Here is a 14,919-nt window from a genome sequence, read left to right on the forward strand (position 1 = left end):
CCCTGTGGGAGCGGGCTTGCCCGCGATGGCAGCGACGCTGGTTTCAAGGCAGAGCTCGCTGGCAAGCCAGCTCCTACAGAAAAGCAGCATCGCAATCTGCCCCCTCCCACTGTGGGAGCGGGCTTGCCCGCGATGGCAGCGACGCTGGTTTCAAGGCAGAGCTCGCTGGCAAGCCAGCTCCTACAGAAAAGCAGCATCGCAATCTGCCCCCTCCTTCTGTGGGAGCGGGCTTGCCCGCGATGGCAGCGCTGCTGACTTCAAGGCAGAGCTCGCTGGCAAGCCAGCTCCTACAGAAAGGCATCGCAATCTGCCCATCCCCCTGTGGGAGCGGGCTTGCCCGCGATGGCAGCGCCGCGGTCTTCAAGCCAGCTCCTTCAGATAAGCATCGATATCTACGTGCTACTTTTCGCAGCACTTGCACCAGGGGCTGCCCGCTTGCGGGGCATTCGCGGCCCGCCGCAGCGCTGGGTTTCAATTCAAAACCGGTTCTCTTTTACATATTGGCGACGAACCCTTAACGCTGGGCGTCAATTGTTCAAGAAGTCGATAAAAGGGCGCACATCATGCAAATGGTCTAGACGTATTGCCTCAATCCAAAAAGAAAAACTCAAGGAAGACGTTGTGATCAAACCTCTCGCACTCGCTGTCAGCGTTGCCGGCGCCCTGCTGTCAACATCAGGCCAGGCCCATGACTACGGCGAATACGCTGGTGACACCCTCGACACGCTGATTCATGACTACCCGGGCCGCTATCGGGGCACGGCCAATTTCGCCGGGGCGGCCGACTGGATGCAAAGCCGGATGGGCGACGCCTACAGCATCTCCCGCCAGGATTTTTCCTGGGGCGCCGACAACAGTCGCAGCTCGCAAAACGTCGTGGCTTATGCCCCGGGCACACTGCCGCAATACGTGGTGGTCGGCGCCCACTTTGATACCTACTTCGGTCGCCCTGCCCTGCAAGGGGTCGACGACAACGGTTCGGGCGCCAGCGTGCTCACCGAAATCGCCCGCAATCTCAACGGCCTGCCGCTGGAGTACGGGCTGCAGGTGATCGGCTTTGGCGCCGAAGAAGAAGGCCTGCAAGGATCCAAGGCCTTTGTGAACAGCCTGAGTACCAGCCAGAAGAACAACATGCTGGCCATGATCAACCTCGACAGCCTGATCACCGGCGACATGATGTATGCCCACTCCGGCAAGAACAGTGCGACCAATCCGGGGCTGGCGGCACTGCGCGAACATGCGTTCAAGCTGGCCAAAGAGCTCAATATCGACCTGCACACCAACCCCGGTCTGGACGCGGCCTATCCTGCCGGCACCGGTTGCTGCAGTGATGGCGAATCCTTTGAAAAACTGAATATTCCGGTGCTCTACGTCGAAGCCACCAACTGGGAACTGGGGGACATGGACGGCTACACCCAGACCGACAACCCGGCAATCCCGGGCGGAGCGACCTGGCATGATCCCAAAAAAGACAATGAAACCGTGCTCACCGATGCCTTTGGCCAGGAACGTATCGAGCAGCGCCTGCGCGACTATTCGCGCCTGCTCAGCCGTCTGGTGCTGGAGCTGACCAATGCCGACCTCATGGCGTCAACGGCGTCTGGCGGGGCCGTCGCCCGTGCGATGCAGGACAGCCTGCAACGTCAGCACCAGACTCAGGTAAACCTGCTGGACCGGCGCTGGCTGACCTTGCAGTCGGCCAGTCGTGAGGCGGGCACCTTTGATGGCGAAATAGGCATTGATGGCGAGTACACCGCAGACAGTGGCCCCTTCCACGAAGGCCGTCGACTGGGCCTGCATGCTCTGGGAGATTATCAATTGACCCCGAGCCTGACCCTGGGCGCCAGCCTCAGTTACCTCAATGGCCGCGACAAGCTGGAGCATGGCGGCAAGCTCGACAATGACAGCTGGCAGGCGGCGCTCTATGCCTTGCTCAACGACGGCGGCCCGGCATGGCTGGCAGGCGACCTGAGCGCCGGGCACAGCAGCTTCGACAGCAAGCGCAATCTGCTGATCCAGGCCAACGGCGGCCCGGTGCTGCTGAGTCAGAAGCAGACCGGTGAAACCGATGCCCTCAGCCTCGGTGCGCGGGTGATCGGCGGCTATGACTTCGACGTCGGCCCAATCAAAAGCGGTCCTTTCGCCGGGCTTGATTACAGCCATTACCGGATCGACAAGTTTCACGAAAAACAGCAGCTGCGTACTGCCCTTACCTATGAGGAGCAAAGTTTCGACTCCCTGCAGGCCAGCCTCGGCTGGCGTGTACGGGGCAGTTTCGACCTGCCGGCCGGCATGAGCCTGCAGCCGTACGGCGACATTGCCTGGGTCAGGGAAATGGGTGACGGAGGTCTGGACGACATCCTGTTGACCAGCCTCGCGGACGGAAAAGCCCGAGAGGCAAAACTGGGCAGCGTCGACAAGAGCTTTGGTCGGGCCCAGGTCGGCAGCCAGTTGGCGATCACCCCGCAACTGGGGCTTTACGCCGAAATCAATGGCCGCCTTGGCAATGATGAGGGCAGCCAGACCGGCTACTCCCTCGGCGCTCAATGGCTGTTCTGATTCACCACCGCACTGCCTGCAGGAACGCGTTGCGCGCCTGCAGGCCCATGCCGGGCTTCACCCCTGACACCCAAGGCATGACCAGCACGTTCAAGGGGGTTGAATACACACCCTGGAAAGCCGGTCTTAAATGTTCATGAGCTTTGCCGCAATGGCATTCCAGCCTGCGGGCTCATTGATCATGGCCATATAGTCGTGCCCCGAGCAGAACTGCCCTTGCAGGGTGTATTTGGCCATGATTTCTTTAATGATCAGAGTTGCCGGTCCTAACCCGGTGTTGCCGGTACGGGCGTCCAGCGCACTGCTGCGCACCTGGCCGGTTATTGCCGCACCCAGCAGCATTTTTCTCTGCTCGAGTTTTTCGATCATGGCCGCCGGGGATGATGCGTTGAAATTGAATTCCGGCAGACCGGCGTTACTGTTGTTTTGTTCGAGAAATGCGGCCCATTGCAGTTCCATTGCCGCGATCTTGCACAGGGCGGCATATTTATTACTGACCCCTTGTCTGGCCAGTTCAAGTTGCACGCTGATCATGATCATCGGGATCTTTCCAGCCAGCCCGATGCCGGTAAACGAGAGCAGAGTCGAGGTGGTGGACAATGCGGTTTCTGTTCCCCGAAATGCCAGTTTTACCAACTTTACTTCTATGGCCAGTTGCAGCCATTTGATTGCATGGGCGACCTGTTCGTCGCCAACAGCAAATGGTTGGCAGGACGCCAGCAATCTTGAAAGCCGGTGTAGATGCAGGGTGGTCGAGGCGGTTGCAGACGCGTGACGGATGGCCGCGAAGGGAGCCGGAACGGGCGAGATGGCAGGAGCCAATGCAGCCAGTCCAAGACTGGTAGACGTAACGCCCAACCCCTTGAAATTGCGATTGGCAAGCATTCTTGCGGTTTTAGGGGAGGGTCGGGAATTGCCGTCTTTGACAAAGTAAGGGTTGAGCTTCAACCCGCTGACGGCACAGACTTTCATATAGCTTCGTGCAAGGTTTATGGCCGACATTCCCGGATGTACACCGGTCATTCCAGCAAGAATGGCAAATAACATGTCCTCTTTTGATTGTTCTGTTTGCGCTGTTTCACGTACTTGTTCTGCCAGGGATCCGTACATTTTTTTATCTCCACGACCAGGAATAAGACAGGACTTCACAGGCAATTAATCCGTCAATGTCTTTGCTGTTTATTGATAAAAAAACCAACAGCGGCACCTGCTGACTGAAGCAAGTACCTCCTTGACGGGACGGGCTGGTAAGTTTGCAAACACTCTTCCAGAGTGGTTTGCCACCTGTGCCGCTTTTTGAATGAAACCAGCCTGCGGGCACACTATGGCAAGGACTCCTGGCTGTCTTTAGGATATTTCCTAGTTGAACTCCTGATGCCGGACAGGTAGCAAAACGGCTCTTGGGCATAGTGCTGTATTGCCCCCGGGGCCAGCGTCACGTGCCCTGAGCGCGCTCAATTGCAAAGTTGCTCCACGACTGGCTGACGGGCATCAGTTCAAGGCTATTGATGTTGATGTGCGCCGGCTGGTTGAGCAGCCAGAAAATCGTCTCGGCAATATCTGCTGGCTGAATGGCCTGGGCGCCGGTGTATAACGCGTCATACCGGGCCTGGTCGCCGGCAAAGCGCACTTGGGAAAACTCGCTCTCGCACAACCCCGGCTCCAGATTGGTCACCCGCACACCAGTGCCTTGCAGGTCACAACGCAGGCTCAGGGAAAACTGCCGGACAAAGGCTTTGCTCGCGCCATACACATGGCTGCCGGGGTATGGCCAGTTACCCGCGATCGAACCCAGATTGACGATTCCCGCTCCGGCGCCGTGGGCAATCAGACGCGGCAACAGCAAGCGCGTGCTGTACAGCAGGCCCTTGATATTGGTGTCGACCATGGTGTCCCAGTCATCCAGCGAACATTGCTGGGCCGGGGTGGTGCCCAAGGCCAGACCGGCGTTGTTGATCAGACCGCGCAAGGTGTTGAAGGCCGGCGGCAGTTGTTCGATGGCCTGTTGCATGGCGTCGCGATCGCGGACATCGAGCACCAGTGCCAGGACTTCGGTCTGCGCCCCCAGCTCATCCGCCAGCGCCTGTAATCGCTCGGCGCGGCGCCCGGTCAGCACCAGCGCCCAGCCAGCGGCAGCAAAACGCCTGGCGCAGGCTTCGCCAAAACCGGAAGTGGCACCCGTGATAAAAACACTCGATCGCATAAATTTCCCCCTGGAAAAAATCAGGACCACGCCCGCCCCAACAGGCCTGTGCCTGCCAGTAACAGCAATAGCCATTGAGTAAAACGGGCAGCCTGTTCGGCCTCGATACGCAAAAACAATTGCTGGCCCAGCCACAGCCCGAGCAGTAATGCGGGCAACATCTGCAGCGCTTGCCAGCCTGTATCCGAAGGGATAGCCGAGGCCATCGCCAGTCCCGCCAGTGCAGCAATATCCACAGCGAAAAAGAACATGATCAGCGTCGCCCGCAGCACCTGTGCCCGCAGCCCGCAATGGCTGAGCCACGCCACCACCAGTGGGCCGCCAATGCTGAACGCGGCAATCAACGCGCCGCTGCTGCCACCCACCAGCCAGGCCCCCGCCCGCCCCTCGCCCATTGGCAGGCGAACCCGCGCCAGCCCCAGAACCGCCAGCAACCCCACCAGCCCGTAAACCCCCAGCGTCAGCCCGCGGCTGTCGCTGCCGGTCAACAGCAAAATCCCGCAAGGCACACCGCAGGCCGCCGCCAGCAATAGACGCCTGAGCAAGGGGTAATTGGCCCCGCGCCAGGCACTGCGTAACAGCATCACGCTGGATGCGACCTCCAGGAACAACACCAGTGGCACCGCCTGCTGCAACGATCCAAGCATCGCCAGCCCGACCACCGCGATGGCGGCAAAGCCGAAGCCGGTCAGCCCGCGTACCACCGCTGCCACCAACACACAGAGAGCGCTCAAGGCCCAACTCGTTTCAGGGTTCATGCGCCGCTCCGGGGTGCTCGATGGCGCCACTGTAGTCAGCACGCCCCCACAGGCTTAGAGCCAGCCGGCGCTTTCGATGGTGCCAGAACTGGCTCCATCGAAAAGCCCGTCTGGATCTAAGTCACCGGCTGTTGCGGTGCCTAGTCTGCGAGCAACTGGAACACCCGGACTGCCCCTCAGGAGTGATACGCATGACGATGAATCTGAATCACCAATGGCTGCCTTTTACCGATAACCGCGAGTTCCAGCGGGCCCCGCAATTGTTTGTCCGCGCCGAGGGTGTGCACTACTGGAATAGCGAAGGTCGCGCGTTGCTCGATGGCAGCTCGGGGCTGTTCTGCAGTGCCGCCGGCCATGGCCGCAGCGAGATCGCCGAAGCCGTTTGCAAACAGTTGCTGACCCTGGACTTCACCCCGCACTTTCAGCGCGCTTCGCCGTTGTCCTTTGAACTGGCCGAACGCTTGAGCGAACTGCTGCCTGAAGGCCTGAACAAAGTGTTTTTCACCAACTCCGGCTCCGAGTCGGTGGACAGCGCGATGAAAATCGCCCTGGCGTATCACCGTGCTCGCGGCGAGGCCCAGCGCACGCGTTTTGTGTCCCGCGAATGGGCATATCACGGGGTAAATTTCGGTGGCGTGGCGCTGTCCGGGATGATGCGCAACCGTCAGGCATTCGCGGCGGGCGGGCTGCCCCACGTCAGTCATATGCGTCATACCTGGCAAGAAAATCAGCGCTATCAATTGGGCGAGCCGCAGCATGGTGCAGACCTGGCAGACGATCTGGAACGGATCATCGCCATGCATGGCGGCGACAGCATAGCCGCGTGTTTCGTTGAGCCGATTGCCGGTTCCATTGGGGTGTATGTGCCGCCTGCCGGCTACCTCAAGCGCCTGCGCGAGATTTGCGACAAGCACGCAATCCTGCTGGTATTCGATGAAGTCATCACCGGCTTCGGCCGTACCGGGCAAGGGTTTGCGGCGCAGAGTTTCGAGGTCAGGCCCGACCTCATCACCATGGCCAAGGCCTTGACCAACGGCGCGATTCCGATGGGCGCAGTGGCGGTCGACGAGCAGGTCTACGACACCGTGATCAACGCCAGCAAAGGCGCCGGGCCGGAGCTGTTTCACGGTTATACCTACTCCGGGCACCCGGTGGCCTGTGCGGCGGCATTGGCGGCGCTGGATATTTACCGTGATGAGGACTTGTTCAATAAAGGCGCGCAGCTGACGCCTTATTTCCTGGAGTCATTGAGCGCTTTGCGCGGCTTGCCCCAGGTCAGCGATTTGCGTGGTTACGGGTTGCTCAGCGGCATTCAGCTGACCCCAGGCGAAGCCCCAGGGGCCAAGGGCGCGCGGGTCCAGCGTGCGCTGTATGACGCCGGCCTGCACGTCAAAACCACCGGTGATGCAATCATCTTCGCCCCGGCGCTGGTGACCTCGCGGGTGGATCTGGATGCGATGTTCGCGGTGCTCAAAGACACCCTCGGCCGCGAACAGTTGTAACCCCCACCCTGTAGGAGCGAGCTTGCTCGCGAGCCTTTCAGGCCGGCAACGAAGAGCTCGCGAGGCAAGCTCGCTCCTACAGTCAGGGCGCGCTGTATGACGCCGGCCGCAACTTCGCGGGTGGATCTGGATGCGATGTTCGCGGTGCTCAAAGACACCCTCGGCCGCGAACAGTTGTAACCCCCACCCTGTAGGAGCGAGCTTGCTCGCGAGCCTTTCAGACCAGCAACGAAGAGCTCGCGAGCAAGCTCGCTCCTACAGTCAGGGCGCGCTGTATGACGCCGGCCGTAACTTCGCGGGTGGATCTGGCTGCGATGTTCGCGGTGCTCAAAGACACCCTCGGCCGCGAGCAGTTGTAACCCCCACCCTGTAGGAGCGAGCTTGCTCGCGAGCCTTTCAGACCGGCAACGAAGAGCTCGCGAGGCAAGCTCGCTCCTACAATTAGGGCGCGCTGTATGACGCCGGCCGTAACTTCGCGGGTGGATCTGGATGCGATGTTCGCGGTGCTCAAAGCACCCTCGGCCGCGAGCAGTTGTAACCCTAAACCCTGTAGGAGCGAGCTTGCTCGCGAGCCTTTCAGGCCGGCAACGAAGAGCTCGCGAGCAAGCTCGCTCCTACAGTCAGGGCGCGCTGTATGACGCCGGCCTGCATGTCAAAACCACCCCCCGATGCGATGTTCGCGGTGCTCAAAGCACCCTCGGCCGCGAGCAGTTGTAACCCCCCCATCCTGTAGGAGCGAGCTTGCCTCGCGATGCAATCACCTCGTTGCCTCTGCAAAACCGCGCCGCCGTCATCGCGAGGCAAGCTCGCTCCTGCTCATCTCCCGCCATGCCGCGCCCAGGGCGGTAATCCCGGGTTCGATCAGCTCTTGGGCAATCGCGCCAAACCCCAGCCGGAAACAATTGCGCGGGCGATGTTCGCTCAGGTAGTGGATATCCCCCGGCTCGATCAATACCCCGCGCCTGGCCGCCAGCCGTTGCAGGACCCAGGCATCGACACCCGGCGGGCAACGAACCCACAACGATGACCCGCCCGCCATGCCGGTGGCATTGAACTCGGGCAGGTGTTCGGCCATCGCCCGGCTGATTACCCGCCATTTACGCGCCAGCCGGTCACGCAAGCGCCGCCCATGGGCATCGTAATGGCCCATGGACAGGAACAGCGCCAGCGCACGCTGGTTATTCGACGGCGGATGCCGGTAGATGTAGCGGCGCAGCGCACGCAGCTCATGGATCAACTCCGCATCGGCCGCAATAAACCCCAAACGTAGCCCCGGCAACAGGCTTTTGGTGAGGCTGCCCAGATAGATCACCCGGCCACTGTCATCAAAACTCTTGAGCGCCGGATGGTTACTGCCCAAAAAATTCTGCTCGCTTTCGTAGTCGTCTTCGATGATCAAAAAGTCCCGCTCCCGGGCGCTGGCCATCAGCTCCAGGCGCCGATACAGCGGCATGGTCACGCCGGTGGGCGATTGATGGCTGGGGGTACAGAACAGCATCTCGCAGCCATCCAGCTGTGCATCGACCACCAATCCCTGACGGTCAATGCACAGCGGTTTCAGCTCACAGCCGCTGAGGCCGAAAATATTGCGCGCATCGACATAGCCCGGCTCTTCCAGCCCCATCACCAACCCCGGGCGGCCAAGCAGTTGTCCAAGCATGTACAGCGAATTCTGGGTACCGATGGTCACCAGTATTTCTTGCGCCGAGACGCTGATGCCGCGCCTGGGCAGTACCCGCTGGATGATTTGTTCCACCAGCAATGGATCGTCGAGCATCACCTGATCATCGACCCAGCTGCGCATATGCGCGCCGGTGCTGGCGATACGCGAACAGTCACGCCAGCGGGCAGCCGTTTGTTCGTCAGCCTCGACCTGGCCATAAATAAACGGGTAACGGTACTCGCGCCAGTTGCGCGGTTTGACAATGGCCCGCAAACGCGACGAGCTGCTTTGCAGGCGGGCCTCCCAGTCCGGCGCGTGATCGGGGCGCTCGAAAATCTTGCGGGTGGCCGGCTTGAGGCTGAGGTTGAGTTGCTGACGCAGGTACTTCTCGTTAATGAAGTAGCCGCGCCGATCCGAGGGGATCAGGTAACCGTCCTGTACCAACTGTTCGTAGACCAGCACCACGGTGTTGCGCGACACCTTGAGCAGTTCACACAGTTTGCGCGACGACGGCATCGGCTCACTGGGGGGCATGGCGCCGTCCAGAATCGCGCTGACCAGACTCTCACGCAGTTGCTCCTGTAACCCGCGCCCGGTTTCAAAGGGCCGGAAATAACGCTCCAACATGGCTCAAGCTCCTGCCCCGGCGCACCCTTATGACGCACCCGATACGCTACAGCCCTTGCCCCGCAAGGCCTGCAACGACCTCTGGCACCACAGGTTGCAGCAACTGGATCTAAAGCAAGCTTCGGGCCGCCGCCTAAGATCGGGCTGACTCAAACAACGCCTTCCCCTTCCCGGAGCCTCACCATGCTCAAGCCCCTGAATAAATGGATTCGTCGCGCGGTGTTGCTGCCGCTCACCGCCCTGACCCTGGGTATGGCGGTCAATGCCCAGGCGCAAACCGTCACCATCGGCGTGCAAAGCATGTTTGCGCCATGGAAGGACGCCATCGCCCGGCAAGCTTTCGAAAAGGCCACCGGCTGGGACATCAAGTGGCGCAACTTCGACAGCGGCGGCGACGTGATGCTGGCCATGGCCTCGGGCGATGTGCAGATCGGGGTGGCCGGCAGCAGCCCGATTGCCGCGGCGCTGAGTCGCGGCGTGGACGCGCAACTGTTCTGGATTCTCGACAACATCGCCGACGCCGAGGCGCTGGTGGTGCGCAATGGCAGCGGCATCGTCGCGCCCCAGGATCTGGCGGGCAAAACCCTGGCGGTGCCGTTCGTCTCGACCACCCACTTTCACGCCTTGTTTGCCCTTGAGCAGTTCGGCCTGACCGGCAAGGTCAAGGTCATCAACCTGCAACCCTCGGACATTCCGGCCGCGTGGGAACGTGGGGATATCGATGCGGCGTTTATCTGGGACCCGGCACTGGGCCGCCTCAAACAGAGCGGTCATGTACTGCTGACGTCCGGCCAGTTGACCCACTGGGGCAAGGCCACGTTTGACGGGCTGGTGGTGGACAAAAAATTCGCTGCCGAAAACGGCCCGGGCATGCAGGCCTTTACCCAGGTGCTGCAAGACAGTACCGCCAGTTACGTCAACGCGCCAAAAACCTGGACCGCCGATTCGCCGCAGGTGATCAACGTGGCCAGACAATCCGGTGCCAAACCTGAAGAAGTGCCGCAGGTACTGGCGCTGTACCGGTTCCCGCTGGCCAGCGAACAGGCAGGTACCGCGTGGCTGGGCGGCGGGGCCGCCAAGGCCCTGGGAGCCACCGCAGACTTCCTCAAGGCGCAAAAGAAGATCCCGGCGCTGTTGCCCGACTACAGCGTGGCGATCAACCCGGCATTTGTGCAAAACATCAAATAAACCAGTCACCCGATTGTGGGAGCGCGCTTGCCGGCTCCCACATGACTCAGCGAACAAAAGAGGAATCCACCATGAGCCTCAGCCTTAAAATCCATGATGTTTCGGTGCTCTATCCGGGACAGCAAAAGGGTCAGCCGGTGCGTGCCTTGTCCGGGGTCAACCTGGACATCGCCGCCGGAGATTTTGTGGTCGCCCTGGGCGCCTCGGGTTGCGGTAAGACCACGCTGCTGAATTTGATGGCCGGGTTTATTCAACCCAGCAGCGGCGTGATTACTTTGGGCGATTATCACGGCCTGGTGCCGGCACGGATCCATGGCGCCGAGCTGCGCGATCAAGTCACCGGCCCCGGTGCCGAGCGCGGCGTGGTGTTCCAGAAGCACGCGCTGTTGCCGTGGCTGAATGTGATCGACAACGTCGCCTTCGGCCTCAAGTTGCGCGGTATTGCCCGCGCCGAGCGCTATGAGCGGGCCATGCATTTTTTGCAATTGACCGGGCTCGCGGAGTTTCGCGACCACGCCACGTATCAACTGTCGGGCGGCATGCAGCAAAGGGTCGGGATCGCCCGGGCCCTGACCAACGATCCGAAAATGCTGTTGCTGGACGAGCCCCTGGGGGCGCTGGATGCCCTGACCCGGGAACGCTTGCAGGAGCTGATTCTGGAGATCTGGCAGCGCACGCAAAAGATGATGTTTTTCATCACCCACGATGTGGAAGAAGCGCTGTTCATAGCCACCCGCCTGATCATCATGTCACCGCGTCCGGGGCGTATCACCCATGAATTCGCGGTGGATTTCGGCCAGCGTTTTCTCGAATGCCGGGATGCCCGCGCGGTGAAATCCAGCCCTGACTTTATTGCCCTGCGCGAGCAGATCCTGAGCATCATCCACGGTGATGAGGAGGCGGCGTAATGAGCCTGCTAGATGAAAAACAACGCAATGCCGTACTGCGCACCCTGAACGAACTGCGCCGCGCAGCTCCCGCCAGACCGGGCGAGCAATACGGTGCCCCGGGTAACGGCTCAAGTCTGCTGCTCAGCTTCGGCACCGTCTGCGTGATAGTCGCCCTGTGGTTCTTGGCCACCCGTAACGGCTGGATCAAACCGTTGTTTCTGCCCTCACCGCAAGCGGTATGGGCGCAAATCGTGGATGTCAGTCGCGACGGTTTTGCCGATGCCAGCCTGCTGACCCACATAGGCTGGAGTGCCTTGCGGGTATTTGGCGCCTTTGCACTGGCCGCGTTGACGGCGATTCCGGTGGGTATTTTGATGGGCGTCAATCGGGTCGCCCGCGGGGTGTTCGACCCGCTGGTGGAGTTTTATCGACCCTTGCCGCCGCTGGCCTACCTGCCGCTGGTGGTGATCTGGATGGGCATCGGCGAAGGCTCGAAAGTGCTGTTGATCTACCTCGCAATGTTCGCCCCGTTGGCGCTGAGTGCCCGGGCCGGCGTCAAGTCGGTGGCCATCGAGCAAATCCATGCGGCGTACTCGATGGGCGCCAGCCGGGGGCAGGTGCTCAAGTACGTGATCCTGCCCGCCGCGTTGCCCGAAATACTCACCGGAATGCGCATCGCCATAGGTTTTGGCTGGACCACCCTGGTGGCGGCGGAAATGGTCGCAGCCACCGCAGGGCTGGGGTTCATGGTACTCACAGCGTCCAAGTTCATGGCCACCGACGTGGTGATCATGGGCATCCTGATGATCGGCGTACTGGCGCTGCTGTTCGACCTGGGGATGCGCTGGCTAGAGCGCAGACTGGTGCCGTGGAAAGGCCGGGGGTAAGCGCCACATCATTCCTGTAACCCTGCTCAAGCGAGCGTCTCAAGAAGACTGCATTCTTTTGCCAATCAATATCGGTTCGATAAAAGCTCGCTCCTGCAGAGGACGGCGCGGGCATGCCCGTTTGTTTGCAGCGGTTTTATCGCGCCAAGCCGCGCAACAGGGCCACGGTCTGCTCGTGCACTATCTTCATCAACAGGGCGTAGCGCTTCGGCGTCAGCACATCCCAGTCCAGCGCCCTGAGCGAGCTGGCACGGGTCAGGTGGAATGGCAGCAACTGCCCGGTCAGGGTCATGGAGCGCAGGATGCACTCCTCCTGACTCGCCTGCGGCCCCATCAACCGCGAGATGATGCCACTGGTCACACCGATAATGCGCTGGCCAATGCGCTGGTTGATCACCTCTTCACCTGCATTCGGCCCCAACCCGGACTGCTCGCGCGCATAAAATTTGCGCCAGCTGCTGGTGCGGTTGGAAACCAGCATGAACTCGGCAATTCTGCTCTGGATCGAGCAGAAGGTTTCAATCAGCTGCTCAGTGTCGGGCCGGCCACCCAGTTGCGCCTGCGCCTCTTCGATGGTCGGCGCCAGGAAGTCCCAGATGTGCTCGACCATATGTTCGATGCAGGCGTTATAGACCCCTTCCTTGCTTTTGAAATAGTAATTGAGCGCAGGCGCATTGGCCCCTGCCAACTCGGCAATTTCCCGTGTCGATGCACCCTCGTAACCCTGCTCGCCGAACAGCTTCAACGCTGCTTCGATAATCCGCGCACTGGTTTCATCCCCACAGGGGTAACCGCCTTCGCTGGCTGATCGGCGCCGGTGAATGGTGCTCATGGGTTTCTCCTTGATCGATGAGGAGGCGAGTGTGCCTCAATTTATATCGATAGAAATAACTTTACCGAAGGCAGTAATTATTCAACGGCTAACAATTCAGGCCACCATGACCGTACATCAGCCGGCTGACCGACCAACTCAACGGCATCACTCGCGCAAGCCGCTGAAAACCGTACCCGGTACCGCGCAGAGCAGGCCCGGGTGCACAGTGACGGGCAACTGATCAAAGACTCCATAGCGCTGCAAAAGAGTCTTGGGTTAGGGTGGCGTTCCGCCGAATGATCCAGGGTTACCCATGCGCTCCAGCCAGCATGATTTGATGTGGCGCCAGCTGCTGCCCAAAGTGCGCAAGCATGATGAACCGCTGCAGGTTCAACTGTGCACCGCCTTTGTCACAGCCATGCTGGAGGGACGTTTGCCCGCCGGTACACGCCTGCCGTCGAGTCGGGATCTGGCGCTGCTGACCGGGGTTTCGCGCAACACCGCGGTGCTGGTGTATGAGCGACTGGTGGCCGAGGGGTATGTGGATTCACGCCCCCGCGACGGGTTCTTTGTTTGCGGGGCCATTACCCCGACGCAACAGGCCCGGGCCTCGCCCGCCCCGACAGCGCAGCCGCCGGACTGGTCTGCCCGCATGCACCGCGCCGGGCCTGAAATAGTGTGGGCCGATCGCCCGCCGATCTGGCGCGAAGTGCGCTACCCCTTCATCTACGGCCAGTTCGATCCCAAGCAGTTTCCGCTCTCGCAGTGGCGCCAGTGCAGCCGTCAGGCCCTGGAGGTCAAAGCGGTGGATCGCTGGTGGCAAGAAGGCGAGAACGTTGGTGAAAGCCAGTTGATCGACCAGTTGATTCGCCGCGTGTTGCCCCGCCGCGGAATCGCTGCGACCCACGATCAAGTGCTGCTGACCCTGGGCCGTCAGCAGAGCTTTTACTTGCTGGCGCGATTATTTGCCCGACCGGGCAGCGTCATCGGGGTTGAAGAACCCGGCTATCGCGATCCGCGCAATGCCTTTGCCCACGATGGCGCCCAGGTGCTGCCCTTGCCTGTCGACGAGCAGGGGCTGCAAATTTCCCCGGCCCTGGCACAGTGCGACTACCTGTACTGCACGCCGGCCTACCAGTGCCCCACCGGGGTGACCATGAGCCAGGCCCGACGCCTGGCCCTGCTCGAACATGCGCAACGGCATGACCAGGTGCTGTTCGAGGACGATGACGACCCCGAAACCGAATATGACGGCCACGCCTTGCCGGCCCTCAAGGCCATCGACCCGGCGCAGCGGGTGATCTATCTCAGCAGTTTGTCCAAACTGCTGTCACCGGGGCTGGGCATCGGCTACATCGTGGCACCCGCCCCCGTCATCGAGCAGTTGCGTCAGTTGCAACGCCTGATGATTCGGCAAATCCCCGGCAACAATCAGATCACCGCAGCGCTGTTTATTCAGCAAGGCCACTACGACCGCCTGTTGCAGCAGGCCCGGGAGAACCTGCAGCTGCGCGCCCTCGCGGTAACCCGGGCACTGCGTGAAGCATTGCCCGACGCCGAGTTCGCCATGCCCAGTGGCGGCGCTACCCTGTGGCTGAAACTGGCGGGCCGGCATGACCTGCTGAGCCTGTACTACGCAGGCGTGGCCAAAGGCGTGCTGTTTGATCCGGGCAATGCGTTCTGCCTTGATCCCGACACCCTGACCCGGCCGAGCATTCGCCTGGGATTTGGCTCCATTGCCCAGGAGTTGATTGCGCCCGGGATCCAGCTATTGGGCCAGGTCATCAACAGCCACGCCCGGCGCCCCGGGGTTGTGCGCTCCTGAGGG

General features: G+C 61.1%; 11 protein-coding genes. 6 read left to right on the forward strand and 5 right to left on the reverse strand.

Annotation, left to right across the window (positions count from 1 at the left end):
• The first annotated feature begins 621 nt into the window (after nucleotides 1-621).
• The gene (locus tag JQ845_RS15410; protein ID WP_127196093.1) at nucleotides 622-2,559 is read left to right on the forward strand and encodes an autotransporter domain-containing protein; all 1,938 of its coding nucleotides are present in this window, start codon (nucleotides 622-624) and stop codon (nucleotides 2,557-2,559) included.
• Nucleotides 2,560-2,685: 126 nt separating this feature from the next.
• Here JQ845_RS15410 and JQ845_RS15415 read toward each other — a convergent pair whose 3' ends face one another.
• The 3 genes from JQ845_RS15415 to JQ845_RS15425 all read right to left on the reverse strand — a co-directional run bounded on the left by JQ845_RS15415 (nucleotide 2,686) and on the right by JQ845_RS15425 (nucleotide 5,520).
• Entirely contained in the window at nucleotides 2,686-3,669 is a 984-nt protein-coding gene (locus tag JQ845_RS15415) for a hypothetical protein (protein WP_177412964.1), read from the reverse strand.
• A gap of 325 nt (nucleotides 3,670-3,994) precedes the next feature.
• Nucleotides 3,995-4,762, reverse strand: a complete 768-nt coding sequence (locus tag JQ845_RS15420; protein ID WP_127196092.1) for an SDR family oxidoreductase — start codon at nucleotides 4,760-4,762, stop codon at nucleotides 3,995-3,997.
• A gap of 20 nt (nucleotides 4,763-4,782) precedes the next feature.
• Nucleotides 4,783-5,520 carry a sulfite exporter TauE/SafE family protein gene (locus tag JQ845_RS15425; RefSeq protein ID WP_127196091.1) on the reverse strand — a complete coding sequence of 246 codons (738 nt, stop codon included), beginning with the start codon at nucleotides 5,518-5,520 and terminating at the stop codon, nucleotides 4,783-4,785.
• A gap of 191 nt (nucleotides 5,521-5,711) precedes the next feature.
• On the opposite strand from JQ845_RS15425, the gene aptA reads away from it, so the two are divergent.
• Nucleotides 5,712-7,022, forward strand: a complete 1,311-nt coding sequence (aptA, locus tag JQ845_RS15430; protein WP_003443488.1) for an omega-aminotransferase AptA — start codon at nucleotides 5,712-5,714, stop codon at nucleotides 7,020-7,022.
• Nucleotides 7,023-7,812: 790 nt separating this feature from the next.
• On the opposite strand, the gene pdxR (JQ845_RS15435) is transcribed toward aptA, so the two are convergent.
• Nucleotides 7,813-9,312 carry a MocR-like pyridoxine biosynthesis transcription factor PdxR gene (gene pdxR, locus JQ845_RS15435; RefSeq protein ID WP_161719027.1) on the reverse strand — a complete coding sequence of 500 codons (1,500 nt, stop codon included), beginning with the start codon at nucleotides 9,310-9,312 and terminating at the stop codon, nucleotides 7,813-7,815.
• 183 nt (nucleotides 9,313-9,495) lie between these two features.
• Here pdxR (JQ845_RS15435) and tauA point away from each other — a divergent pair, with 183 nt between their 5' ends.
• From tauA to JQ845_RS15450, 3 genes are all read left to right on the forward strand, one after another.
• The gene (gene tauA / locus JQ845_RS15440; RefSeq protein WP_203009228.1) at nucleotides 9,496-10,500 is read left to right on the forward strand and encodes a taurine ABC transporter substrate-binding protein; all 1,005 of its coding nucleotides are present in this window, start codon (nucleotides 9,496-9,498) and stop codon (nucleotides 10,498-10,500) included.
• Nucleotides 10,501-10,571: 71 nt separating this feature from the next.
• Nucleotides 10,572-11,408 carry a taurine ABC transporter ATP-binding protein gene (locus tag JQ845_RS15445; protein ID WP_203009229.1) on the forward strand — a complete coding sequence of 279 codons (837 nt, stop codon included), beginning with the start codon at nucleotides 10,572-10,574 and terminating at the stop codon, nucleotides 11,406-11,408.
• The gene (locus tag JQ845_RS15450) at nucleotides 11,408-12,277 is read left to right on the forward strand and encodes an ABC transporter permease subunit (protein ID WP_003443516.1); all 870 of its coding nucleotides are present in this window, start codon (nucleotides 11,408-11,410) and stop codon (nucleotides 12,275-12,277) included. Before JQ845_RS15445 ends, JQ845_RS15450 begins: the two co-directional genes overlap by 1 nt.
• A 136-nt stretch (nucleotides 12,278-12,413) precedes the next feature.
• Here the strand turns inward: JQ845_RS15450 and JQ845_RS15455 are convergent, their stop codons facing one another.
• A complete protein-coding gene (locus tag JQ845_RS15455) occupies nucleotides 12,414-13,109 on the reverse strand; it encodes a CerR family C-terminal domain-containing protein (RefSeq protein WP_003443517.1) in 696 nt (231 codons plus the stop codon).
• A gap of 295 nt (nucleotides 13,110-13,404) precedes the next feature.
• Between JQ845_RS15455 and pdxR (JQ845_RS15460) the strand changes: the two genes are divergently transcribed.
• Nucleotides 13,405-14,916, forward strand: a complete 1,512-nt coding sequence (gene pdxR, locus JQ845_RS15460) for a MocR-like pyridoxine biosynthesis transcription factor PdxR (RefSeq protein WP_010655589.1) — start codon at nucleotides 13,405-13,407, stop codon at nucleotides 14,914-14,916.
• Nucleotides 14,917-14,919: the final 3 nt, after the last annotated feature.

This window comes from Pseudomonas paraversuta (assembly GCF_904063065.1).
GTDB lineage: Bacteria > Pseudomonadota > Gammaproteobacteria > Pseudomonadales > Pseudomonadaceae > Aquipseudomonas > Aquipseudomonas paraversuta.